Raw genomic sequence first — 25,469 nt, 5'->3', positions numbered from 1 at the left:
GGGTGGAGCGCATCGTTTATGAGCATGTGCAGGAAACGTTGTACTTTGAAGTGATGGATAACGGCTTGCACGTCTATGTGTTGCCCAAACCGGGTTTTCAGAAGACATACGCCACATTTGCAACAAAATATGGCTCAGTCGATAATCATTTCCGTGTGGAAGGTCAACAACCGATCAAGGTACCGGATGGGATCGCTCATTTTTTGGAGCATAAAATGTTTGAAGAGCCTGAGGGCGATATTTTTGCTACCTTTTCTTCGAATGGGGCCTCTGCAAACGCATTTACGAGCTTTGATCAGACCGTATATCTGTTTTCTGCAACCGAACGCATTCAGGAAAACTTGACTACTCTTGTAAATTTTGTGCAGCATCCTTACTTTACGGATGAAAATGTAGAGAAGGAAAAAGGCATTATCGGCCAGGAAATCAATATGTATGGGGATAACCCGGACTGGCGGAGCTACTTTGGTCTGATTGAAGCGCTATACAAAGTCCATCCGGTGCACATTGATATTGCAGGTACCGTTCAATCCATCAGCACGATTACAAAGGAAACGCTGTATAGCTGCTATGAAGCTTTTTATCACCCGAGCAACATGATTCTTTTTGTGGTCGGCGGGGTGGACCCGGCGGAAGTGATAGAACTGGTGCGTAATAATCAGGCGAAAAAGGACTATAAGCCGCAGGGAGAGATCGAGCGGATTTTTGATGAGGAGCCTGCCACGGTTGCAGAACCGCGCCGTGAGGTGAAGCTGGCGGTTTCCCTGCCGAAGTTGCTGTTCGGATTCAAGGAGGCCAAGGTAGGTCTGACGGGTGAGGAATTGCTCCGTCATGATCTGGAAACCAAGCTGATGCTTGATCTCCTTTTCGGTTCCAGCACTCAGCTGTATCAAAAGCTTTACGATGAGGATTTGATTTCAGACAGTTTTGGTCATGAGTATAACTCTACGCCACAGTATGCTTTCTCTGCCATCGGTGGGGATACCAAAGACCCGGATCGATTGTTGGCACGAATACGTGAAGAGGTTGAGTCTATCCAGAAGCAGGGTTTTGCGGCAGAGCATTTTGAAAGAGCCCGTAAAAAGAAAATCGGCGGTTATTTGCGTACGCTCAACTCACCCGAAAATATTGCGCACGAATTTACAAGGCATCGCTTTCGGGGCAGTGATTTCTTCCAACTGTTGCCGATCTATGAAAGTATTACGCTAGAGGATGTAAATCGGCGCCTGAAAGATCATATCCAATGGGATCAATTAGCAATATCTTTGGTGGTGAGTCCGTAATGTCCAGGGAGAGGGAACCGATGACCACCAAGAACGGAGCATTAAAAGCCATTGGCGATACGACAGTGCTGATTACAGGAGCGAGTGGGGGGATTGGGGCGGCGATTGCCGAGCGGTTTGCATCTGTAGGGATGAATGTAGTCATTCACTACATGAAGTCCCATGAAAAAGCGAATGAAGTTGCCCGTCGTTGTATGGTTTATTCAGGCAAGGTGATGACCGTGTCTGCGGATCTGCGCAGCAAGGAGCAGATTGAGCGTATGCGGGAAAAGCTTGAAAATCACGGAATGAGGCCGGATATTCTAGTGAATAATGCTGGATTATCTCATTATGGACTGCTATCGGATGTATCGGAAGAGGAATGGGACGAAGTGATGGCCGTCAACGTTAAGGGGACCTTTTTGTGCTCGCAGGCTTTTATGCCTTATATGATTTCTCAACGCTATGGCCGCATTGTAAATGTGTCATCCGTGTGGGGGATATGTGGTGCTTCATGCGAGGTGCTATACTCCACCACCAAAGGAGGCATTAACGCTTTCACGAAAGCGCTGGCTCAAGAGGTTGCACCTTCCGGGGTGACGGTAAATGCTGTAGCTCCGGGCGCAGTGGATACATCGATGCTGGATCATTTGGATGAGGGGGAAATTACCAGTTTGGAAGAGGCAATTCCTGCCGGGCGGTTGGCTCGGCCTGATGAAATTTCGTCCCTGGTATATTTTCTCGCACTTCCTGAGTCAGGCTATATTAACGGTCAGGTCATAAGTCCTAATGGGGGATGGGTGACTTAAGGGGAAGCCGTGCTTGGAGGAATCCACCAGTATAGTAAGCGTCTGAGAAGAGAATATTACAACTGTTGATTTTAAATCTGAATCATCTAAGGAGGATTTAAGCATGTCAACAGTCGTTAAGGATTTTGATGTTTGGAAAAAGTTCCTCGGTCAGCGTGTGGAGCAAGCGGAGAAGCTGGGCATCAGTCAGGATACCATTTCAGAGCTTGCTTATGAAATCGGCGATTTTCTGGATGAAAAGGTTGACCCAGCCAACCATTCCAACCGTGCACTGAAAGAACTGTGGGGAGTTGCCGATGAAAGTGAGCGTCACACCATCGCCCGGCTAATGGTCAAATTAGCCAAAAGCAGCACATAAGCAGGAATTCACATGAAAAGCTCCCTTTTGGGGGGCTTTTCTGTAATGGTTACAGACCTGTTCTTGTAATTCCATTGTAATTTATATATCATAAACGTGATTGAATCATTATTGAAACATACAACTCAATAATGACCTTTCAGGTCTCAATAATTGGTTTTGTCGAATGATGTTATTTTATGATACAATAATGCTTTGATTTGGTATTTTTGGCGGTTTGAATGTGAATGAGGTGCTAATGTGACGGAGGAAATGAAACAGTGGTACATGGAGTACAAGATACATAAAAATCGGCCCGGACTGCTGGGGGACATTGCTTCCATGCTTGGTGTTCTGGGGGTTAATATATTAACGATCAATGGTGTTGAAGGCGAAAGACGGGGAATGTTGCTGGAAACGGATGACGATGAGAAAATACGCATTCTCGGAGATACGTTGAAAAAGGCCAGCAACATTACTGTCACGGCCTTGCGTGCTCCGAGACTGGTCGATATATTGGCAGTAAGACATGGTCGTTACATTGACCGGGATTCGGACGATCGTAAAACATTTCGCTTTACTCGCGATGAGCTTGGGTTGCTGGTCGATTTTTTGGGTGAAGTATTAAAGAGGGACGGCAATCAGGTCATTGGCCTTCGCGGAATGCCACGTGTAGGTAAAACGGAATCTATTATTGCCAGTAGCGTATGCGCCATGAAGCGCTGGACTTTTGTATCCTCGACGCTTCTGCGTCAGACGGTGCGTAGTCAGCTTTCCGAGGAGGAAATGAACCCGAACAACGTGTTTATTATTGACGGGATTGTGAGTACAATTCGATCCAATGAAAGACATTATCACTTGCTTCAGGAAATTATGAGCATGCCAAGCACCAAAGTGATCGAGCATCCTGACGTATTTGTGCGTGAATCGGGATACAGCTTTGACGATTTTAATATCATTATTGAACTTCGCAATAATCCGGCTGAGGAAATTATCTATGATACCTTTACAGCCAGTTATACAGAAGAGCTTTAAATAAGCGTAATTATACAAGGAGATGATGACATGTCAGAACTGGGTCAGCAATTAAAGGAGGCCCGGCTGCAAAAAGGATTGAGCCTTGACGATGTTCAGGAAATGACGAAGATACGCAAACGTTATCTGGAAGCCATTGAGACGGGCGATTACAAAGTGCTGCCGGGAAGCTTTTATGTCAGAGCTTTTATTAAAACGTACGCCGAAACGGTCGGTTTAAATCCCGATGAGATTTTGGAAGGACATCAAAGCAATGTACCTGAACCTGAACCGGAAGCGGTCATGGAGCCTGTCACACAGAAACGCTCTAGCCGTCCCGCTACAATTGGGAATCTTAAATGGTTGCCTACCGCGTTAATGTGGCTTTTTCTAGTTCTCATTGTTGGGGTTATTTATGCTTATTGGGTGAGTAACAATCATTCAGCTCCAAAAACAGCAGAAAACACAACACCGGTCACAACACCAAGCTCGTCTGCTCCTGATACTACGAAGGGCGGAACTACGCCGCAACCACAGGACACAACAACAACCCAACCGGATAATAATAGCCAACCGACGGCTCCTAACGGTGGCGGCGGGCAAACTACTGATACAGGACAAACGGGACAGACTCAGCCAGGTGGTACGGGAACAGTTACTCCTGATGGAACTTCACCTGACAATAGCCAGCAGCCGAATACAACTGCGCCACAACAAGGTGTAACTGTGGCACAGGACGGCAAGCAAGGCAAAACGACGATTTTCAAAGTCTCCAGTTCGACTGGGGCCACGGTCAAGGTTGATATTAAAGCAACGGGTGAAAGCTGGCTTGAGGTGTACAAGGGACAAAACTCCCGTGGTGAAAAGCTGAGCTATGGTATGACTAAAAGCGGGGACGCCATGTCTTTTGATATTGGTCCGGAAGGTTTATATATCAAATCAGGACGATCTTCTGCCACAGACATTTCTGTAGCTGGCCAGCCGATAACCGATAACAAATCGACTACTCGTGTACTGATACAGCAAGGAGAACCTTCTTCTACCGGAACAAGTGCCGGGGTGACGGGTTCACCTACAGATTCGACGACAGGCAGCAATACGGATTCTACGCAAAGTGGTACAGACTCTACAACTACGAACGGCGAATAAACATCTTCGTGCGAGTAAATACTAATGATTGTAATTCTTGGGATGCCAGTCATTTTATTTCCGCAAAGTGAGGTGTATACGTTATGACCGTAAGCTGGATTGTGACCGGGCTCGGAATCATTGTCAGTTTGCTTGGCTATTATCTCACACCGAGTGCTTGGGGCTATGGCATACTGGGCTTTGGTCTTGCTCACATTTTGCTTGGAGTTTTGGATATGTTCCGAACTCCAACCCGCATCCACAATTAGACATGTTGAATGGTGGAATGAAATAAAGGCGTTTTTGTCAGAGAAACTGGCAAGAGCGCCTTTTTAGTGAGCGGATTATTGGATTTTTGTAAATGACTAGCCTATAATTAGATATTGAACTTTGTTGTGGAAAGGGAAGTGAAACGATGGCTTCAGAAAATTCATTTGATATCGTCTCCAAAATGGATATGCAGGAGTTAACGAATGCAGTTCATCAGACGGAGCGTGAAATTGAAACACGGTTTGATTTCAAGGGGAGTAAAAGCAGCCTAAAGCTTGAGAAAGAAGCTCTTACGATTGCATCGGAAGACGAATACAAGCTGAATGCGGTGATTGATATTTTACAATCCAAAATGGTCAAGCGGGGATTGTCTCTTAAAAATGTGGAGTTTGGCAAGCTGGAACCAGCTTCTTTAGGTTCAGTACGCCAGCGCCTTACGCTCAAGCAGGGGATTGATCAGGATAATGCCAAAAAAATCAACATTCTTATTCGGGACTCCAAGCTAAAAGTGAAAAGTCAGATTCAAGGTGATCAAATTCGCGTAACGGGAAAAAGCAGGGATGATTTACAGGCGATCATTCAATTGCTGCGTAAAGCTGATTTGCCATTGGAGCTTCAATTTACGAACATGAAATAAAGCCGTTTTCCCTCATGCTTTGTGTAGGAAAAAACGTTGCTTGATGTGGGCAGGTTATTTTGACATGCGTTTTGCACCATATTATACTTGTAACGAAAATGCAGGCAATTCAGGTGTATAGCGCTTGTCGGAAGCGATTTACATCGGATTGAATTCAATCCGAAAACTGCCATTTGTGATCAAGTACGATAATCAGGGGAGAGTGTGTTGTGAATTTACCCAACAGAATTACAATTACGCGGATTTGCCTAATTCCGGTGATGATGCTGGCTTTGCTGGTGGACTTTGATTTTTATCCGCCGCCGATTGAGATCGGAGCTTTCAACTTGCCGTATAATCAGCTGATTGCGGCTATCATTTTCCTCATAGCAGCCAGCACGGATGGTCTTGACGGATACTTGGCCCGTAAAAATAACATGGTCACCAATTTGGGCAAGCTGTTGGACCCTCTTGCTGATAAGCTTTTGGTAACCGCTATTTTGGTTTCTTTAGTAGAAATGGGCAAGATTGATTCGTGGATTGTCGTTGTGATTGTTAGCCGTGAGTTCGCGGTTACGGGTCTGCGTCAGATTGCCTTGCTGGACGGTTCTGTGGTCGCTGCAAGCAACTGGGGCAAATTAAAGACGATCATTCAGATTGTTGCTATTGTAGCGCTGCTCATTAATAATTTCCCGTTTGTTTTTCTGGGTATTCCGTTCGATTTAATAACGATGTGGGCGGCTGCGCTGGTTACCATTTATTCGGGTATAGATTACTTTGTGAAGAATATCCATTTGCTGAGTTCCTCCAAAGTTTAACAGGATAAATTTTAATGGAAACAGCAATAGGGACAATACTTATTGCTGTTTCTTTACATAATTCCCACAACATTTGCAGTACAGGAGGAAAAGACAATGAAGGCTGAAATCATCGCAGTAGGAACAGAATTATTGCTTGGACAAATCGTGAATACTAATGCTCAATACTTGTCACAAGAGTTGGCCGCAATCGGAATTGATGTATATTTTCAGACCGTAGTTGGCGATAACATGGATCGGCTTCAGGAAGCGGTACGACTGGCTCAGAAGCGTGCAGATATTATTTTGTTTTCCGGTGGTCTAGGACCAACTCAGGATGATTTGACGAAAGATGCGATAGCTGCTGTGCTGGGGCGGAAATTGCATATAGATCGTCTTGCCATGGACAAGCTCGAACAGTTTTTCCGCAACCGTGGGGTAGTAATGACCGAGAATAACCGCCGTCAGGCGCTTTCTATTGAAGGGTCTACCCCGCTTGAAAACGAGACAGGATTGGCTATAGGCGACGCCATTGCGCAGGAGGGTAAATTTTATGTAGTTTTACCTGGTCCTCCCAAGGAACTTAAACCGATGTTTGAAAATCAAGCGAAGCCTTGGCTGCTTCAGCAGGCATTAAGCGGTAAGGAAATGCCGATTTATTCGAAAATGCTAAAATTTGCAGGGATTGGTGAGTCCGCGCTGGAAACCCGGCTTCTAGATCTGATTCAGTCTCAGACAGACCCGACTATTGCTCCTTATGCCAAAGAAGGGGAAGTCACGATCCGCATATCCACCAAGGCGGCTAGTGAAAGCGAAGCCTTAATCAAGCTGACGGCTACGGAAGCGGAAATTCAACAACGCCTTTCCGAACACATGTATGCAAGCGAGGATGTTACGCTGGAGAAGGTCATCGTGGACCTGATGTCCAAGCGAGGGCTAACGGTTAGTGCTGCGGAAAGCTGCACAGGCGGGATGCTGATGGAACACATTACTGCCGTACCGGGGAGCTCTGTTATGTTTCAAGGTGGCATCGTGTGTTATTCCAATGAAATGAAAATGAAGCTGCTTAACGTTCCTCATGATTATTTGGAAGGGGATCATGCACCCGGCGCAGTGAGTAAGGAAGTGGCCCTTGTGCTTGCGGAGCAGGCAAGAATGGTTGTGGACAGCGATTTCGGACTTTCAGTCACAGGTGTAGCCGGACCTGGATTTTCCGAACGCAAGCCTGTAGGCCTGGTATACATCGGCATTGCTGAACGCGACAAGGAAACGGAAGTATATGAGCTGAATCTGAGTGGAAACCGTGAAGCAATCCGTCTGCGATCTGTCAAAGCAATCCTATACAGATTGTGGCGCAGATTGATGGAGAACGAGAAGCTCTCTTCATGATGTAGAGGTACGAATCGTAGAGTTGTTTTTGATAGACTATTCATGATATAATGATCTTATCGGAAGAACCGTTGCAAAGCCTTTTGCCTACGGTTCTTTTTTTATTTTAAGAGACGGATGCAATTATAGTAGAGAACCGACTGAGTAAAAAAACGAATGTATGTTCGAAAAAATGCTTGGCAAGCGTGTCAAAACAAGGTATTATTAAAGTACAAACAATGAAGGATGTGAGTTTATTGTCAGATCGTCGTGCTGCGCTGGATATGGCGCTCCGTCAAATAGAAAAGCAATTCGGTAAAGGTTCCATTATGAAGTTGGGTGAGTCCACTCACATGCAAGTGGAAACGATCCCCAGTGGTTCAATTGCTTTGGATATTGCGTTAGGAACGGGCGGCTTTCCAAGAGGCCGGATTATTGAAGTATATGGACCGGAATCATCCGGTAAAACGACAGTAGCTCTTCATGCTATCGCAGAGGTGCAAAAAACAGGCGGACAAGCCGCCTTTATCGATGCCGAGCATGCGCTTGATCCGTCGTATGCGAGCAAGCTGGGTGTCAATATTGATGAGTTGTTACTATCGCAACCAGATACAGGAGAGCAGGCACTTGAGATTGCCGAGGCTCTTGTACGTAGTGGAGCAGTAGACATTATTGTCATTGACTCTGTAGCGGCACTTGTGCCGAAGGCAGAGATTGAAGGCGAAATGGGGGATTCCCACGTTGGTCTTCAAGCGCGCTTGATGTCGCAGGCATTGCGTAAGCTGTCTGGAGCCATTAATAAATCGAAAACCATTGCTATCTTTATTAACCAGCTGCGTGAAAAAGTAGGTGTTATGTTCGGTAACCCTGAAACCACACCAGGTGGACGTGCATTGAAGTTTTACTCAACGGTACGTCTGGATGTTCGCCGTATTGAAAGCTTGAAAATGGGTAACGACATCGTGGGTAACCGCACACGTATTAAAGTCGTGAAAAATAAAGTGGCTCCTCCTTTCCGTCAGGCCGAAGTGGACATTATGTACGGTGAGGGCATTTCCAAAGAAGGTAGCTTGATCGACATCGGTACGGAGCATGATATTGTCGACAAGAGCGGAGCCTGGTATTCCTACGAAGGCGAGCGCCTTGGTCAGGGACGCGAGAATGCGAAGCAATTTTTGAAGGAAAATCCGAACATTGCTAGTACAATCGAGCAAAAAATTCGGGTGGCCAGTAATTTAATTACGACGGTTGTGCCACCGACAGAAGAAGAGTTGGCGCAGGAAGCCAAGGAAGAACAGGAACTGCTAGAGCTTGAATAAGCTTAGCTGAATCTTGGTTTCTGTTCTGTCATGTGAACTGTAGGCTGGTGATTATGGCACAGTCCGTTTGAATAGCATAATTCTGATGCCCTGCACAGTTGTGCAGGGCATTTTTGCATCGAACACAGTCTGTTTTCTGTCAGCAGGAATCTAACTTTTGCGTGGCAGGCGCTCTCAACCTGCTTTCGTGAATTTCAAAGTGAGGGAAGCACATTGCAATTGCACGATAAAGATGAATTTACCTCGGAACAAAATGAGCAGCAAGGAATTTCTCATTTTCCGGATAACGAAGAGTTGATGATTACCAAGGTGGAGCAGGGACAGGGACGCAAACGTGGAAGATACATCATTCATTTCGGCCCATATTCACTGTCCGTGTTGGAAGATGTAATGATCAAATACAATATGTTTAAAGGAACGTTGTTCGACAAAAAAGAACTGGAAGATATCGTTCTGGTAGATGAAAAGCAGCAGGGTTACGTATATGCGCTCTATTATTTGGGTCGAAAGCCACGTACACGTCAGGAAATTGCGCAGCGATTGGTGCAAAAGGAACTGGGTCAGGCTGTTATAGATGAAGTGTTGATGCGACTTGAAAGGGAACGACTCGTGGATGATGATTTGTACGCCCGTCAGTGGGCCAGGCAGCGTATAACGAGTCAACGTAAGGGTAAGATGTGGGTTAGGCAGGAACTTCGTCAGAAGGGCATCTCTAAAGCCTCTATCGGGGAAGCTTTAGAAGAGATCACTGATAACGAGGAATGGGAAAGTGCTTTGGTAATCGGACGTAAGAAGTGGGAACAGGTACGCGGTGACGTGATGGAGAAAAAACGGAAAACGTATCCTTTTCTCATGAGACGCGGATACTCGGGTGACATGACACGTCGAGTAGTCAATCATCTCACTGCGTCTGAGCAGAACGGAGCTTATGACGATGAGGAATTATCGCAGTGGGATGAATAGTTGTTAAATGTCGGTCATTCATTGGTTGGTGATCTGATCGGGCAGGGCGAGCAGGTTATTACATGGAAACTACACGGTAGCCTACTAAAGTTTGCATTCCCTTGACAATGCCATTTGTCAAATAATAAAATATATATGAAACGATACTTGTGGAATGCCCTTTTTCCTTCCAAAAAAGCGGAATCCACGGTAAGTTCTCATCGCCAAATAACAAGTGATGCCGCTATGCCAGGCGGAATTGTACATGTGAGAGCATGTGCATATGAAATGAAACGACCTCGTGTCGTTATCTTAGTTTGACGATTAAAGTAAATATGACAACTGCAAAAAGTCCCAAGGAATGCCTTGGAGGAACCAACGGGGAGGTGAACAGTATGATGACTGCGATCTGGTTCGTTCTCGTTGCTGTAGCCGCGTTATTCTTTGGGTTCTGGATTGGTTATTTTATTCGCAAATCTATTGCAGAAGCTAAGATCTCCAGTGCGGAAGAAGCTGCCGCGCAAATCGTGGAGAACGCGAAAAAAGAGGCGGAAGCACTGAAGAAGGAAACGGTACTGGAAGCGAAAGATGAAATCCACCGCATCCGTGCCGAAGCTGAAAAAGAAACTCGTGAACGTCGCAATGAAATTCAACGACAGGAACGAAGATTGCTGCAAAAAGAAGAATCGCTGGATAAAAAATTGGAATCGCTGGAACGTAAAGAAGAACAAGTGGCCAACAAAGAGAAACGAATCGATGAAACCCAGCAGCAAATTGATTTGATTTACAAGAGCCAGGTAACTGAGCTGGAGCGTATTTCCAATCTGACGATGGAGGATGCAAGAAGTATTATTCTGACCAACGTAGAGCAGGAAGTTCGTCATGAAACAGCTCAGATGATTAAGGAAATTGAACAGCAGGCTAAAGAAGAGGCGGACAAAAAGTCTCGTGAAATCATCACACTGGCCATCCAACGCTGTGCGGCAGACCATGTAGCAGAAACGACGGTTTCTGTTGTTACGTTGCCGAACGAAGAAATGAAGGGCCGGATTATCGGGCGCGAAGGCCGTAATATCCGTGCACTTGAAACCCTTACGGGAATTGACCTCATTATTGATGATACGCCGGAAGCTGTTATTTTGTCCGGATTTGATCCGATTCGTAGAGAGATTGCGCGTACTGCGCTTGAGAAGCTCGTAGCGGACGGACGGATACATCCGGCACGTATTGAAGAGATGGTTGAAAAATCCCGTAAAGAAGTGGACGAACGAATCCGCGAGTATGGCGAACAGGCTACCTTCGAGGTGGGTGTGCATAGTCTGCATCCGGATTTAATCAAAATTTTGGGACGTCTCAAGTTCCGTACGAGCTACGGACAGAACGTGTTGAAGCACTCGATGGAAGTTGCATACTTGACAGGTCTGATGGCCGGGGAACTGGGCGAGGACGTTGTACTGGCAAGACGGGCAGGATTGCTGCATGACATCGGGAAGGCGCTGGATCACGAAGTGGAAGGATCACACGTTGAAATTGGCGTGGAACTGGCGAAGAAGTACAAGGAACACCCGGTCGTCATCAACAGCATTGCTTCACATCACGGCGACTGCGAAGCGACTTCAGTGATCGCCATGCTGGTCGGAGCAGCAGATGCTCTGTCAGCTGCAAGACCGGGAGCGCGGCGTGAAACGCTAGAGACGTACATCCGTCGTCTTGAGAAGCTGGAACGTATCTCCGAGTCTTTTGAAGGCGTTGAAAAATCATACGCGATTCAAGCCGGACGCGAAGTTCGTGTCATGGTACAGCCAGAGAAAATTGATGATGCGGAAGCATTCCGACTGGCCCGCGATATAACGAAAACGATTGAAAATGAACTGGACTATCCTGGTCATATCAAGGTTACCGTCATTCGCGAGACCCGCGCGGTAGAATACGCAAAATAAAAGCATTTCAATGAAAAGTGGCCGCTGCTTGTAGGGCCACTTTTCATTATGTAAGGCAGACTAGGGAGGGCTTTCTATCAACGTATTATTTATTGGAGACATCGTCGGCAGTGTAGGCAGAAAGGCACTGAGGGAAAATCTTCCTTCGTTAAAGTCAAAATACAACCCGCATATTATTATTGTCAATGGAGAAAATGCGGCTTCGGGAAGAGGGATTACCCCAGCCATCGCCAGGGAGTTTTTTGATTGGGGCGTTCATGGGATTACGATGGGAAATCATACATGGGACAATAAGGAAATATTTGATTTTATAGATGATGAGCCGCGTATTATACGCCCGGCCAACTTTCCACCGGGAACACCGGGACGGGGTTACACCGTTGTAAAGGGTGGAGGGAAAGAGCTGGCAATCGTTAATTTGCAGGGCAGAACCTTTTTGCCAGCTATTGATTGCCCATTTCGTGCAGCCGATGAAATTGTAGATGAGCTGCGCAAAAAACACAAGCATATTCTGGTCGATTTTCATGCTGAAGCAACCTCGGAAAAGATCGCTATGGGCTGGCATCTGGATGGACGTGCTTCTATTGTGGTAGGTACACACACACATGTACAGAGTAATGATGATACCATTTTGCCGCAAGGAACTGCGTATCAGACAGATGCGGGAATGGTGGGTCCCTATGAGGGAGTGCTTGGTATGCAAAAAGAGGCTGTGCTGCAGAAATTCAAGACTCAGCTTCCGGTACGTTTTCAAGTGGACATGGGCAAATGGCACTTTCATGCCATCAGCGTAGAGTTGGATGATGACAATGGAAAAGCCCGCAAAATTCAGAAAATCAGACTTAAAGAAGATGAATGGCGCATGGATTAACTTTTTTACAAACTACTTAAGGAAACAATATGGAAAACTGTCACCAAAAAGCAGGAATTTTTTGCTGGCCCTCGAATAACATCTAATAGTGGAATCAAACCATCATCATTCCCAGGGGAGGTACTTACTATGGATGTATTAAAAGTATCAGCAAAATCCAATCCCAATTCAGTTGCAGGCGCGCTTGCAGGAGTACTGCGTGAACGCGGAAATGCAGAATTGCAGGCGATTGGAGCCGGTGCACTAAACCAAGCCATTAAAGCGGTAGCCATTGCCCGGGGATTTGTCGCACCAAGCGGAGTGGATTTGATTTGTATTCCTGCCTTTACAGACATTGTTATTGATGGAGAAGACCGGACCGCAATCAAACTGATTGTAGAGCCAAGATAATAAATGGAAGTTGACTGAGCCTGTTTACGCTGCGTAAACGGGTTTTTTGCTTTATGCTTCTTTGCGATAAGATTTTTTAAATACATTTCGTGCTTCAAGCTATGAAGGAGGTAATGTGCATGAACGGTAAGTTAAATGCAAAACGGCCAGTTGTTGACTTCCATTGTGATGTGCTGTGTAAAATGCAGCTTGATTCGCAGGTGGATTTCAGTCATCCATCGCTTGATGTCACAAAAGAGCGCTTGCTGGAAGGAAATGTGCGGCTGCAAACGTTTGCGATATATATTTCACAGGTATTGGGCACGCCAAGATTTGAGCATATAGTTCGTCAAATTGAGCTGTTCAGGCAGCATGTGGTATCTTCCTCAGGTGGGCTGAGGCCCTTGCTGTGGCGGGAAGATTTGGTAGAACAAGACGAACAGGCAGAAAAGCTGAAGCATTTGGACGGCAACGGGGCGGATCAAACCGACTCACCTTGGGCTCTTCTCTCACTGGAGGGAGCAGACGCGCTGGAAGGGAATCCGTTGTATGCGGAACTGTGCTATGCCATGGGAATACGGCTCATTGGACTGACGTGGAATTATGCAAATTGGGCGGCTGATGGCATTATGGAGCCAAGAGGGGGCGGCCTGACACGTAAAGGGCGTGAGCTGGTTAAGCGCTCCAATGAGCTGGGGCTGCTGCTAGATGTATCGCATTTGTCCGTACAAGGATTCTGGGAGGTACTGGAGGAGGGAACTTTACCGCCAATCGCCTCGCATTCGAACGCTTTTGCCGTTTGCTCACATCCACGCAATTTGCGGGATGATCAGATTCGGGCGTTGATCGCATGTGACGGACGAATCGGTTTGACTTTTGTCACGATGTTTATCAAGGAGCAGGGTACAGTAACCGCTGAGGATCTGCTACCGCATATTGAGCATATTTGTGCCTTAGGCGGTGCACGGCATATGATGTTCGGCTCTGATTTTGACGGTATCGAGCGCCATGTACAGGGATTGGAGCATCCGGGGAAATATCCCGAGTTTGCAGAATTGCTATTAAAGCATTATCCTGAGGAACTGGTCACGGGCTGGTTGGGAGGTCATGCGCTTCATTATTTGCAAACCAATCTGCCCTCTAAAAGGTCTTTTTGAATGCTCTTATGTCAAAAAAGGGAACTTTGTGCGCTTTCCTTTTCTTTCTTGACGAAATAGGAGTATAATAGCATAGGTATGTAAAGTATTGTATAGAGAAAAAGGAGTGACCTTACGATGAGCAAAATCGTACCTGTCGGCGTTTCCGCACGTCATATTCACCTGACTCAAGAACATATTGAAATTTTGTTTGGAGCAGGCTATCAATTGACTGAATTTAAACCTTTGTCCCAACCAGGACAATTTGCCGCAAATGAGACCGTAGCTGTAATTGGTTCTAAGGGCCAATTTGATAAGGTTCGCATTTTGGGACCGGCTCGTCCAGCTTCCCAGCTCGAAATTTCCCGTACAGATTCCTTTGCTATTGGTGTTAAAGCACCTGTACGTGAATCTGGCAGCATTGATGGTACACCAGGAATCACGGTAAAAGGACCAGCCGGAGAAGTGGAACTGCAAGAGGGTGTTATTGTAGCAGCCCGTCATATTCATTTTCATACATCTGATGCAGCTAAATGGGACATTAAGGACAAGCAGCTGCTGAAAGTACGTGTCGGCGGCGAACGTGGCCTTGTGTTTGAAAATGTGATTGCACGTGTATCTGATTCCTTTGCTTTGGATATGCACATTGATACGGATGAAGCGAACGGAGCCGGTGTGAAAAACGGCGACAGCGCAGAAATCGTAGACTAATATACGTATTGGATGCCGGAAGGCTGTGGAAGCTCGATTCTTGCAAAGGAATCGGGCTTTTTTACATATATAGAAAATTCACAAATCTTCACATATACATATAGAGATCACTCATTCAGATTGAAGGCATTTGGTGTTTGTGGCTGCTCTATGGCTATGACCTATAAATCATGCTATAATTTAGTGTAATGCCTTTTTCAAAGGATATTAATGGGCTTAAAAAAATACACATGTATAGGAATTTAGTAAAAGCGCAAATGGCGTGAAATAGATGGTGTAAGGAGTGACCAGGAATGGCTAAGGAAACAAAAGATTACTCCAAATATTTTGATTTCTCGGATGCGAAGATTATTTCTGAAGATGAGCATAGCAAAAAGATCCGCATTCGCGGACGTGAAATCAACATTATGGCGGAGCCGAACCATAGAAAAGAAAAGCAGCGCGGTAAAGAGGACGTACAGGTATTGTATGATAACGCAGTCCCGGATGAGCTAAAGCATATCGGTCAGGGAAAGCATTATATCGTATATACATTCGGTTGCCAGATGAATGAGCATGATTCCGAAACTATAAAAGGCTTGCTGGAGCAGATGGGCTACCAGGCAACCGAGGATCGGAAGGAAGCAGACATCATTTTATTGAACACTTGCGCCATCCGTGAAAATGCGGAGGATAAAGTATTTGGCGAGCTGGGTCATCTCAAGCATCTCAAAACAGAAAAGCCAGGACTGCTGCTCGGCGTGTGTGGCTGTATGTCGCAGGAAGAGAATGTCGTTAACCGAATTATGCAAAAACACGGTTTTGTTGATATGATTTTTGGTACCCATAATATTCACCGTTTGCCTCAACTTGTTAAAGAAGCGCTCTTCAGCAAAGAAATGGTGGTCGAAGTGTGGTCCAAGGAAGGCGACATTATCGAAAACCTGCCGAAGAAGCGCGAGGGCATGCGGGCTTGGGTAAACATCATGTACGGCTGTGATAAATTTTGTACCTACTGCATCGTCCCCTTCACACGTGGTAAGGAAAGAAGCCGTCGACCAGAGGATGTTATCGCCGAGGTACGGGATTTGGCACGTCAGGGCTTTAAAGAGATTACCCTGCTAGGTCAGAATGTCAATGCCTATGGCAAGGATTTGAAGGATATGAATTACAGATTCGGAGATCTGATGGATGATATGCGCAAGATCAACATCCCGCGTGTACGTTTTACCACATCACATCCACGTGATTTTGATGACCATTTGGTTGAAGTGCTCGGTAAGGGCGGCAATTTGGTGGAGCATATTCATCTGCCGGTACAATCCGGCAATACGGATATATTGAAGAAAATGAACCGAAAATATACTCGTGAACGTGTTCTGGATCTGGCAGCGAAGATCAAAGCGGCTGTTCCGCATGTTTCTCTCACAACGGACATTATTGTAGGTTTTCCGGGTGAAACAGACGAACAGTTTGAAGATACACTATCACTTGTGCGGGAGGTCGGTTACGACTTCGCCTACACATTCATCTATTCACCACGTGAAGGTACGCCAGCTGCTTCGATGGAAGACAATGTACCTATGGCGGTCAAAAAAGAGCGTCTTCAACGCCTTAACAAGGTTGTGAATGAAAACAGTCTCCGCTTTAATAGTCGACTGCGGGGCGAGGTGGTTGAGGTACTGGTAGAAGGCGAGAGCAAAAATAACAGCGAGGTGCTTGCCGGACGAACCCGATCTAATAAGCTCGTGCATTTTGAAGGTTCCAAGGATCTGATCGGTACTTTTGTTCAAGTGAAAATTACAGAGCCTATGACCTTCTACATCAAGGGTGATCTGGTTCAAACCGCAGTTGCGGTTAACGGATAAAAAAGATTCTAGCGTGTTGCATTTGAATGACTATAGTACCAACGGGTGCAAGAACGTCTATGTGAGAAAAGGAGCGATGGACAGTGACAGAGGAGCGGTTGCAACAGACAGAACTTCAATCGGCGGCGCGCCAGCATGATCATTTGGTCAATCGCGATATGATATTGGCAAAAGCCAAAGAGTTGGCAGGTATTTTGGGCAACAGTGAGGAAGTGCAGTTATTTCGGAAAGCAGAAGAAAAGATCCGGGATCATGAGCGCATCCAGCAACTGATTGCAACCATGAAGAAGAAGCAAAAGGAAATTGTAGCCTTTGAATCCTTGAAGAATCAAAAAATGATTGCCAAAATAGAGGCCGAGCTTCAGGAGCTGCAGGAAGAGCTTGACGGGATTCCGATTGTAACGGAGTTCCAGCAAAGTCAGGTGGAAATTAATGAATTGCTGCAAATGGTGATCATGGCTATCCGTGATACGGTTTCGGAAAAGGTGAATGTAGAAGAGGGAAAAAGCACTTCTGCCTCTAATTGTAGTGACTAAAATCAGATGTATGGTGTGGAGGCTTAGCTTCCACGCCTTTTTTTCGGAGGCAATCGGAGGTGTGCACACTGAACCATGCATACTGAACCATGCATACTGTGGTGGACATCGGAAGTAACGGATATTGAAGAAGGGATGAAAACTAGGAATGGATAAGCTGCGTAAGATGGTAGAGGGGGAAGGGAACACATTCTGGAGTTATTTGGGGTGTGAGCTGGTCGGTGTGGACGAGAACGAGGTACGCATCGCTTTGCAGGCTGGCCCGCAGCATACGAATGTCATGGGGATCGTCCATGGAGGCGTGCTGACTTCGTTAATGGATCAGGCCATGGGAATGGTAGCTATGAGCTCACGTCAACTGCAGTCATGTGTGACGACGAACCTGAATGTTCATTTTTTGTCAGCGATGAGGCAAGGAGCACTGGAAGCGAAGGCTCGGATTCTTCATCAGGCAGGTCGCACCATCACTACGGAAGCAGAAGTAAGGGATAGTGAAGGGACTCTCGGATGCATATCTACGGCGACCTTTCGAGTGTTGCATAAACAACCCAATGACTCAGACAAGGTCTAGCGCTTGACAAAACTTTTTATTATGTCATAATGAATTTATCAAAACGATATAATATGGTGATGCGAATGGATAACAATCGTGTAAATGAAGAGGCCCAGAAGGCGTCGTACAACATTAAGAAATACCGCACCCCGGATGGTGCTCCGGCAGATATCGTTATGTTTACCTTAACGAAGCGGGAACGCAAGACGGTGACGAAAACATTGCCGATCCGGGAACTGAAGGTAATGCTCATCAAGCGCCGCAGGTGGCCGTTTGCAGGACGCTGGGCGTTGCCCGGAGGGTTTTGCCAGGAAGATGAGTCTATGTATGGAGCGGCCAAGCGGGAGCTGTTAGAGGAAACTGGTGTGGACGGCGGACATCTGGAGTATTTAGGTGTATACAGCGGACCGGGGCGTGATCCGCGTGGCTGGATTATATCGCATGCATTTTTTGCACTGGTAGAGGAATGGATGCTGGAGCAGCGGCAGGCAGCGGATGATGCTTCCGAGGTAGGGCTGTTCACGATCCGTGAGGCGCTGGAGGAATTGGAGTTGGCGTTTGATCACCGGGACATTATCGTCGATGCTTATCGGAAGATTCAGTTGCAGATGCTGCAGACAACGATAGCCAAGCAGTTTTTGCCTCTACATTTTACACTGGGCGAGCTGTATCAGGTGATTCAGAGTGTCGTACCGGATTTTGAAGAGCCGAATTTTATCCGTAAAATAACATCGACCCGCAGCAGACAGGGAATTCTGGAAGAGGTACGGGATGAAGATGGTAAACCGCTCAGTTCCAATCAGTATTCACAGAGACCGGCTCAGCTGTACCGTTTTAGTGACGGAGTACCGCGATTGTCTATCTACACATAGTGTGATGAGATAGAGGTCCTACGAAGAGCGCACAATCCCCGACGTTGAGGATGAAGGAGCTGACTGTACGATGAAGGCACTCATTGTTATTGATTACACAAAGGATTTTGTAGATGGCAGCTTGCCTGTAGGTCAACCGGCGATTGACTTGGATGATCGGATTGCAGCAATCACACAGGCGTATGTGGATCAGGGGGACTTTGTTGTCATGGCTGTGGATTTACATGAGGAAAAAGATCCTTATCACCCGGAGAGCAAGCTGTTTCCTCCACATAATATACGTGGAACTGAGGGACGACATTTATATGGCAAGCTCCACCCCCTCTATGAGAAACAAAGGGATTCTATCTATTGGTTGGATAAAACACGGTATAGTGCGTTCGCTGGGACCGATCTGGAGCTCAGGCTGCGCGAACGAGGTATTTTGGAAGTTCATCTGATTGGTGTATGTACGGATATCTGTGTACTCCACACGGCTGTAGACGCGTATAACAAAGGCTTTGCTATTACCGTATACAAGGATGCCGTGGCGAGCTTTAATCAGGCTGGACATGATTGGGCTTTGGGTCATTTTGAGGGAAGTCTGGGAGCTGCCGTATGGTCGGCTGAAGATACGATTTTATTACAGAACAAGTAAATAACTTAACGATTGTGTACCAGTATCCGATAACAAAATGGAGTCGGATATTGCTGAACTGGACAGATGAGGCGGTACGCCGTCGCAATCGCAAAACCGGTGACAGTCAGAGAGGATGAATATGATGCAGTCAACGAGCCTCGCATTACATACAGATAAATATCAGATTAATATGATGTACGCTCACTGGGTGAATGGAAGTCACCAGCGTAAAGCAGTGTTCGAGGCGTATTTCCGTAAGTTGCCATTTGGCAACGGTTATGCGGTGTTCGCTGGTCTGGAACGTATTGTGAATTACATCTCAAATTTGCGTTTTACAGAAGAGGATATTCGCTACCTGTCAGAACAGGAGGAGAAGTATGATCCTATGTTTCTGGAGGCTTTGCGGCAGTTTAGATTTCGCGGAACGGTTCATTCGATGAAGGAAGGAGCTCTCGTATTTCCGAACGAGCCTCTGATACGCGTTGAGGGAACGATTATGGAAACACAGCTGGTGGAGACGGCGATATTGAATTTTATGAATTATCAGACGCTGATCGCTACCAAGGCATCACGTATTAAACAGGTGGCAAATGACGACACGCTGCTTGAATTCGGCACACGGCGTGCACAGGAAGCAGATGCGGCAATTTGGGGGGCACGCGCAGCTTATGTAGCAGGCTTTGACGCGACGTCCAACATGCTGGCTGGAGAGCACTTTGGGATTCCGACGAAGGGAACACATGCTCATTCCTGGGTGCAAACCTTTATGTCGGAGCAGGAGGCTTTTGACGTGTATGCCAAGGTTTTGCCAGATCAGGTTACGCTGCTGGTAGACACCTTTGACACGCTGGAAAGCGGCGTTCCTCATGCGATTCGTACAGCGAAGATGCTGGAGAGCCAGGGTAAGCGCATGAATTCAATCCGTCTCGACAGCGGTGATTTAGCTTATCTATCCATCCAGGCGCGGGAAATGCTTGATGCGGAAGGTTTAGATTATGTACAAATTGTGGCTTCCAATGATTTGGATGAAAATACAATTTTTAATTTGAAAGCCCAAGGGGCGCGTATTGATGTATGGGGTGTGGGAACACAGCTTATTACAGCTTCGGATCAACCTTCACTTGGGGGAGTGTACAAGCTGGTTGAGCGGGAAGTGGACGGCGAAATGCTGCCGACGATTAAGATTTCGGGCAATCCGGAAAAAGTATCCACACCGGGCAAAAAGGATGTATACCGCATCGTGGATAAAAAGAAGGGAAAAGCCGTTGCAGATTATATTTCTTTTCCGGATGAAGAGCGTCCGCGTAATGGAAAGCGTCTGAAACTGTTTAATCCTTTGCATCCATATATGAAAAAATATGTAGAAAATTACGAAGCTGTACCGATGCTTGAGCCCATTTTCGTAAACGGGCAGAAGGTATATGAGCTTCCCAAGCTGGATGAAATTCGAGTTTACCATGCTTCACAGTTGAAGCTGTTTTGGCCAGAATATTTGCGGAAGCTGAACCCTGAAATTTATCGCGTTAATCTCAGCGAAAAGGTGTGGGGGCTGAAGCAAAAGCTGATCGACAGCTATATGCAGCCTGAAGTAGAAGAAAAGGAATAATAGCATGAAGAGGCACCTCATGAATGTATGGGGTGCCTTTTTGTGTTGCGGCGAGTATGGAAAAAGAAAGCTTACTTATAAATTTCTCTCATGACATGTCTCAGCTCAGGTACAATAATGCGTTCCATCGCCAAACGTACAGCCCCACGTGAGCCAGGCATGGAAAATACAGCTGTCTGGCCTATCGTACCGGCCACAGCACGGCTTAATATAGCTGCTGAACCAATATCCTCAGCAAAGCTTAGATAGCGGAAGATTTCCCCAAACCCTGGCAGCTCTTTATCCAGTAGGGAGGAGATAGCTTCATATGTAGTATCCCGAGGGGAAATACCAGTGCCGCCTGTCAAAAGCACAGCTTCGATGTCAACTTGTTCGACAGCTTCGGATACCAATTGCCGGATGCCTTCATAGTCATCTTTGACGATGACGTATCGGACAACCTCATAGCCGTCGGTTTCCAGCAAGTCTATAAGCAATCGTCCTCCAGTATCTGTTTCTTCGGTGCGCGTGTCGGAGACGGTGATGACCATACAGCTAACCCGCTGCGGAGCTTCCCGTCGATGTTCCTCTACAGAAGATATATTCATTGCTATGTTCACTCCTTGGTGGTGGTTAAGCATACTCTTTTTACAATAGAGGAATGGTGGCTTGTATGCAAGTCAGAAGTGGAAGAATCAAAGCCTTGTGATGAATATCCTTGCGTTCATGTATTGGAATATAGTACACTTCCTTACATAAGCCGGAGCATTTTGGTTATATATTCTTGAAAGCGTGAACACCAATGGAGTTAATCTCATTCGTTAGTGGGTAATAGTACAGCAGGGTCAACAACTGGGAGGGAATGTAACATGAATCATTCATACCAACAATGTGTAGATGCTTGCCTGGAATGTTTGAACGCTTGCAATGTTTGCAATGTAGCGAGCTTAAAGGAATATGATTTGGCCATGTTGCGTGAATGTATCCGAGTGAGCAGGGAATGTGCGGAGATATGCGGGTTTGCTGCTCAAATGCTGGAGCACGGAACCAATTTCGCCGAGCAAATCTGTGAGTTGTGTGCTCATGCCTGTGAAGTATGCGCTGCCGAATGCAGCAAGCATACCCATGATCATTGCAAACAATGTGCAGAAGTCTGCCGTCGTTGCTTTCAGGCTTGCCGCCAATTGGTGGCTGTGTAATTACATATATGGAGTTAGCGCCTGAAGAAGAAAAGGTTGCTTTCTACTGAATAGATTTGTATAATGATGGGAATTAACGTCGTGGAATGGGAGAGTAGCATTGGAGCCAATCATTACAGCGAGCCGGAAAAGGTGGAAGCCGGTATGAGGTTTGATGTGAAGCGCACCCGGGAGACGGTTGGTCGAAGCATGGAGTACATTCAGGAGATTTCCTTGAGTGTAGTTCCTTTAGTAGATCAGCCCGGCAGACACCGTTATTCGTCATTCGAGTGAAATCGGCGATTTGTGTAAGCTAGCTTTGGCTGCGCAACCCGATTTACGAAGAGTGGTACCGCGGGGATATTGAAGTTCTCGTCTCTTGAATTAGTTCAAGAGGCGGGAGCTTTTTTTGTTAGACAAGGATTTTGCAAAATCCTGAAATCTTAATAGAGAAGGAGAGAGAAGACATGTTATTGTTGACTGCTGCTAAGGTTTTATTGACCCATACGGGCTTGGGGGAGAAGGAAATTTTATCTTTATTGGAGATACCTCCGCAGCCGGAATGGGGAGATTTGGCGTTTCCGTGTTTTGTGCTGGCTAAAAAGCTTCGCAAGTCTCCACAGCAAATTGCGCTTGAATTGGCGGAGGCAATAAGCCATGAGGAAGGTTTAAGTGCTTCGGCTGCTGGTGCCTATGTAAATATAACACTGAATCGTTCTGTTCAGATTCCGCTTATGCTGGCTGAATTGAACCAACCTGATTTCCTCAAGCCAGATATCGGGCATGGGCAGCGGGTGGTGATTGATATGTCCTCACCTAACATCGCCAAACCGTTTGGTATCGGCCATCTTCGCTCTACTGTCATCGGTGCTGCCCTGTATCGCATTCTGGGGGAAACGGGACATGTTCCTATTAGCGTAAATCATCTGGGGGACTGGGGAACACAATTTGGCAAGCAAATTGCAGCCTATAAAAGATGGGGCAATGAGGAGCAGCTGCAACAGGATCCGATTGGAGAGTCGCTTAAGCTATATGTGCGTTTTCATCAGGAGGCCGAGCGTGACCCGTCTTTGGAGGATGAAGGCCGCGAGTGGTTCCGGCGTTTGGAGCATGGGGATGCCGAGGCACAGCGACTATGGGAGTTTTTTGTTGAGGTCAGTCTGGGTGAATTTGATCGCATGTACCAGCGTTTGAACATTACATTCGACCATGTGCTAGGGGAAAGCTTTTACAATGATAAGATGCAAGCAGTAGTTGCCCAATTAAGAACGAAAGAACTGCTGGAGGAAAGCGACGGGGCACTCGTGGTTCGTCTGGAAGAGGAGGAGCTGCCACCGTGCCTTATTTTGAAAAAGGATGGGACCACGATTTATCCGACACGTGACCTGGCAACAGCGATCTATCGTCGTAAGGTGATGAAGGCTGATCGGTTGCTTTACGTCGTTGGCGGGGAGCAGAGGTTGCATTTTCAGCAGGTATTTGCGGTACTGAAGCGTGCAGGGGAGGCATGGGCGGAGCAATGTGAGCATGTGCCGTTTGGACTGATGCGGTTCGCAGGTAAGAAAATGTCTACGAGACGCGGCAAGGTTGTGAAGCTGGAGGAGGTGCTCGATGAAGCTGTAGTGCGTGCTCAAGCCATTATCACGCAGAAGAACCCTGATTTGCAGGATCAACAGGAAATAGCTGAGGACGTTGGGATCGGAGCGATTATTTTTGGTGATTTAAAAAATAACCGTCTAAATGAAGTCGATTTTTCACTGGAGGAGGCGCTGACCTTTGAGGGCGAGACCGGGCCTTATGTGCAGTACACTCATGCGCGTATACGCAGTCTTCTGGAAAAAGCTCGTGCTAGCGCTGATGCCCGTTCTACTATCAGTGACATCGTCCCTGTACAGAAGGGACATTCACCTGATTGCACTGACGGTGGAACAAGCGTGATGCTCGGTGATGCTGGCTGGGAGTTGCTTAAGCAGCTGGATCGCTATCATGGACAACTGATACGTGCGGTTCGGCAGCTGGAGCCTTCGGTTATGGCGAGATTTGCGTTGGATACGGCACAGGCGTTCAACCGTTTTTACGCCAAGGAACGGATTGTTGATGGTGGACGATGGCGTATTCAGCTGGCGGAGCAAACTGCGGATATTCTGGCAAGTACGCTGCAGCTTCTTGGGCTGAAAGCGCCTAACCGGATGTAATCAAAGCGAAATAAAGGGCTGTTTCTTGCGCTGTATGCTTTTGTGCTGATCGGTGTATACCTAAAGATTGTGAGCAGAAAGGAGCTTAACGGGTTACACTGATCGCAAGAACTGTGCTGTTTTGCAATCCTTTTGTGCATATGTGAAACATTTGCTGCTCCTATTGCGTCGGTAAGTATAGAACATAGTAAACATGGAGGTGCACCTTATGAAAAAAAATAAAAGTGTGACAGCTGCTCTACTCGTCATCTGCTCATTGGCAGTTGCCACATCGGCTTCTGCTTTTCGTGATATAAAAGGAGCTGAACAGGAGAAAATCGTGAATTCGCTTCAGGAGAAAGGTATTATTCAGGGAATAACAAAGGACAAGTTTGCACCTGATCAAACACTTACCTATGCACAAGGAGTGCATATGGTCGTTAATGCCATGGATCTTCAGGTTATGCCCGATTTCACAACCGGTTCCTTTGCAAACATTCCCGCTTCAGCCTGGTATGCCAAGTCCTACCGGATTGCAGCACAGCATCAAATCCCTCTGTCACCGGATATTGACCCGAGCACCCGCATGACAAGGGAACAATTTGCGAACATTCTGTATAAAGCAGTGAGTGCCACAGGAGAATACCCAACTGTTCGTATGTACGTTAATGTAGCGGACGGTAAAAAGCTGGACCAGGATTCAAGTGAAGCAGTTCAATTTCTGCTGTTGACCAAAATTGCCAAATTGGATGAACAAAGCAACTTTAATCCGAATCGTAAAGTAACTCGAATGGAGGCAGCGGAAATGGTCTATAATGCATCTGAATTTGTGCAAAATCATAGACCGGTTGAAGCCACTCCTGAAAATCCGGCCGAGCCTTCAGACCCGGTTCAGCAAAACGGTATTAGTATGAGCATAGAAAAGGCGAATGATCGGCAGAACAAGGTGACAATCACGCGTTTGCAAGCACCTAATCCAGGTTACGGCATTGAAGTGGATCATATCGACTATATAGATGATACGAATGCAGTCATTTACTACAAGCTAACAAGTCCAAAGCCGGGAGAAATGAACATCCAGGTTATTACAGATACCCACACAAGTACATTGGTGGACAGCAAATATAAGGTTACGCTCAAAGCTGTAGAAGGAACCGTATTTCCACCCGCAGGAACAGGTACATCGGTAGCTAAATAAGGTCTTTAGCTGATTCGG

Annotated in this window: 26 protein-coding genes and 1 other annotated feature; of the genes, 25 read left to right on the top strand and 1 reads right to left on the bottom strand. The window is 46.5% G+C overall.

Annotated elements, in window-relative coordinates; all coding sequences use genetic code 11:
* Positions 1–2 precede the first annotated feature (2 nt).
* From yfmH to BAZ21_RS01070, 22 genes are all read left to right on the top strand, one after another.
* Positions 3–1,283 (top strand): EF-P 5-aminopentanol modification-associated protein YfmH, encoded by a 1,281-nt coding sequence (gene yfmH, locus BAZ21_RS01170; protein ID WP_068496300.1) that lies wholly within the window; start codon positions 3–5, stop codon positions 1,281–1,283.
* A gap of 20 nt (positions 1,284–1,303) precedes the next feature.
* Positions 1,304–2,071: an elongation factor P 5-aminopentanone reductase gene (gene ymfI, locus BAZ21_RS01165; RefSeq protein ID WP_068496298.1), complete on the top strand. Its 768-nt coding sequence runs from the start codon at positions 1,304–1,306 to the stop codon at positions 2,069–2,071.
* 103 nt (positions 2,072–2,174) lie between these two features.
* Positions 2,175–2,429, top strand: a complete 255-nt coding sequence (locus BAZ21_RS01160) for a DUF3243 domain-containing protein (RefSeq protein WP_007430092.1) — start codon at positions 2,175–2,177, stop codon at positions 2,427–2,429.
* Positions 2,430–2,696: 267 nt separating this feature from the next.
* Positions 2,697–3,443, top strand: coding sequence for a DUF3388 domain-containing protein (locus BAZ21_RS01155; protein WP_176718087.1), 747 nt, complete (start codon positions 2,697–2,699; stop codon positions 3,441–3,443).
* Between the two features lie 30 nt (positions 3,444–3,473).
* Positions 3,474–4,571, top strand: coding sequence for a RodZ domain-containing protein (locus BAZ21_RS01150; protein WP_068496296.1), 1,098 nt, complete (start codon positions 3,474–3,476; stop codon positions 4,569–4,571).
* Positions 4,572–4,654: 83 nt separating this feature from the next.
* Positions 4,655–4,819 carry a DUF4175 domain-containing protein gene (locus BAZ21_RS28370; protein ID WP_141694930.1) on the top strand — a complete coding sequence of 55 codons (165 nt, stop codon included), beginning with the start codon at positions 4,655–4,657 and terminating at the stop codon, positions 4,817–4,819.
* A gap of 146 nt (positions 4,820–4,965) precedes the next feature.
* Positions 4,966–5,457, top strand: a complete 492-nt coding sequence (locus tag BAZ21_RS01145) for a YajQ family cyclic di-GMP-binding protein (RefSeq protein WP_007430096.1) — start codon at positions 4,966–4,968, stop codon at positions 5,455–5,457.
* 209 nt (positions 5,458–5,666) lie between these two features.
* Positions 5,667–6,254, top strand: coding sequence for a CDP-diacylglycerol--glycerol-3-phosphate 3-phosphatidyltransferase (gene pgsA, locus BAZ21_RS01140; protein ID WP_068496294.1), 588 nt, complete (start codon positions 5,667–5,669; stop codon positions 6,252–6,254).
* 96 nt (positions 6,255–6,350) lie between these two features.
* A complete protein-coding gene (locus BAZ21_RS01135; RefSeq protein ID WP_068496292.1) occupies positions 6,351–7,622 on the top strand; it encodes a competence/damage-inducible protein A in 1,272 nt (423 codons plus the stop codon).
* 236 nt (positions 7,623–7,858) lie between these two features.
* Complete coding sequence (gene recA / locus BAZ21_RS01130; RefSeq protein ID WP_068496290.1) at positions 7,859–8,920, top strand: recombinase RecA; 1,062 nt, start codon at positions 7,859–7,861, stop codon at positions 8,918–8,920.
* A 213-nt stretch (positions 8,921–9,133) separates the two neighbouring features.
* Positions 9,134–9,883: a regulatory protein RecX gene (locus BAZ21_RS01125; protein ID WP_068496288.1), complete on the top strand. Its 750-nt coding sequence runs from the start codon at positions 9,134–9,136 to the stop codon at positions 9,881–9,883.
* Positions 9,884–10,257: 374 nt separating this feature from the next.
* Positions 10,258–11,802: a ribonuclease Y gene (rny, locus tag BAZ21_RS01120; RefSeq protein ID WP_007430102.1), complete on the top strand. Its 1,545-nt coding sequence runs from the start codon at positions 10,258–10,260 to the stop codon at positions 11,800–11,802.
* Between the two features lie 76 nt (positions 11,803–11,878).
* Positions 11,879–12,673, top strand: a complete 795-nt coding sequence (locus BAZ21_RS01115) for a TIGR00282 family metallophosphoesterase (RefSeq protein WP_068496286.1) — start codon at positions 11,879–11,881, stop codon at positions 12,671–12,673.
* A gap of 129 nt (positions 12,674–12,802) precedes the next feature.
* Positions 12,803–13,063, top strand: a complete 261-nt coding sequence (locus BAZ21_RS01110) for a stage V sporulation protein S (protein WP_007430104.1) — start codon at positions 12,803–12,805, stop codon at positions 13,061–13,063.
* A gap of 119 nt (positions 13,064–13,182) precedes the next feature.
* The gene (locus BAZ21_RS01105; protein WP_068496285.1) at positions 13,183–14,199 is read left to right on the top strand and encodes a dipeptidase; all 1,017 of its coding nucleotides are present in this window, start codon (positions 13,183–13,185) and stop codon (positions 14,197–14,199) included.
* Positions 14,200–14,316: 117 nt separating this feature from the next.
* Positions 14,317–14,889 carry a phosphate propanoyltransferase gene (pduL, locus tag BAZ21_RS01100; RefSeq protein WP_007430106.1) on the top strand — a complete coding sequence of 191 codons (573 nt, stop codon included), beginning with the start codon at positions 14,317–14,319 and terminating at the stop codon, positions 14,887–14,889.
* 293 nt (positions 14,890–15,182) lie between these two features.
* On the top strand, positions 15,183–16,736 hold the full coding sequence (gene miaB / locus BAZ21_RS01095; protein WP_068496283.1) for a tRNA (N6-isopentenyl adenosine(37)-C2)-methylthiotransferase MiaB: 1,554 nt from the start codon (positions 15,183–15,185) through the stop codon (positions 16,734–16,736).
* Positions 16,737–16,819: 83 nt separating this feature from the next.
* Positions 16,820–17,272 (top strand): RicAFT regulatory complex protein RicA family protein, encoded by a 453-nt coding sequence (locus BAZ21_RS01090; RefSeq protein ID WP_068496281.1) that lies wholly within the window; start codon positions 16,820–16,822, stop codon positions 17,270–17,272.
* Between the two features lie 148 nt (positions 17,273–17,420).
* The gene (locus tag BAZ21_RS01085) at positions 17,421–17,843 is read left to right on the top strand and encodes a PaaI family thioesterase (RefSeq protein WP_068496279.1); all 423 of its coding nucleotides are present in this window, start codon (positions 17,421–17,423) and stop codon (positions 17,841–17,843) included.
* 65 nt (positions 17,844–17,908) lie between these two features.
* A complete protein-coding gene (locus BAZ21_RS01080; protein WP_141694935.1) occupies positions 17,909–18,697 on the top strand; it encodes an NUDIX domain-containing protein in 789 nt (262 codons plus the stop codon).
* A 70-nt stretch (positions 18,698–18,767) separates the two neighbouring features.
* Complete coding sequence (locus BAZ21_RS01075; RefSeq protein WP_068496275.1) at positions 18,768–19,334, top strand: cysteine hydrolase family protein; 567 nt, start codon at positions 18,768–18,770, stop codon at positions 19,332–19,334.
* A gap of 124 nt (positions 19,335–19,458) precedes the next feature.
* Complete coding sequence (locus BAZ21_RS01070) at positions 19,459–20,922, top strand: nicotinate phosphoribosyltransferase (protein ID WP_068496273.1); 1,464 nt, start codon at positions 19,459–19,461, stop codon at positions 20,920–20,922.
* A gap of 71 nt (positions 20,923–20,993) precedes the next feature.
* On the opposite strand, the gene BAZ21_RS01065 is transcribed toward BAZ21_RS01070, so the two are convergent.
* Positions 20,994–21,509 carry a MogA/MoaB family molybdenum cofactor biosynthesis protein gene (locus BAZ21_RS01065; RefSeq protein WP_068496271.1) on the bottom strand — a complete coding sequence of 172 codons (516 nt, stop codon included), beginning with the start codon at positions 21,507–21,509 and terminating at the stop codon, positions 20,994–20,996.
* A 261-nt stretch (positions 21,510–21,770) separates the two neighbouring features.
* Between BAZ21_RS01065 and BAZ21_RS01060 the strand changes: the two genes are divergently transcribed.
* The 3 genes from BAZ21_RS01060 to BAZ21_RS01045 all read left to right on the top strand — a co-directional run bounded on the left by BAZ21_RS01060 (position 21,771) and on the right by BAZ21_RS01045 (position 25,451).
* Entirely contained in the window at positions 21,771–22,100 is a 330-nt protein-coding gene (locus BAZ21_RS01060) for a four-helix bundle copper-binding protein (RefSeq protein WP_010346302.1), read from the top strand.
* Positions 22,101–22,173: 73 nt separating this feature from the next.
* Positions 22,174–22,462: a binding site (T-box leader), on the top strand.
* A gap of 84 nt (positions 22,463–22,546) precedes the next feature.
* Complete coding sequence (argS, locus tag BAZ21_RS01050; RefSeq protein WP_068496267.1) at positions 22,547–24,274, top strand: arginine--tRNA ligase; 1,728 nt, start codon at positions 22,547–22,549, stop codon at positions 24,272–24,274.
* A 208-nt stretch (positions 24,275–24,482) separates the two neighbouring features.
* On the top strand, positions 24,483–25,451 hold the full coding sequence (locus BAZ21_RS01045; protein WP_068496265.1) for an S-layer homology domain-containing protein: 969 nt from the start codon (positions 24,483–24,485) through the stop codon (positions 25,449–25,451).
* Positions 25,452–25,469 lie beyond the last annotated feature (18 nt).

The sequence above is a fragment of the Paenibacillus kribbensis genome (genome assembly GCF_001705305.1).
Lineage (GTDB): Bacteria > Bacillota > Bacilli > Paenibacillales > Paenibacillaceae > Paenibacillus > Paenibacillus kribbensis_B.
This window is presented reverse-complemented; position numbering and strand designations above follow the sequence as displayed.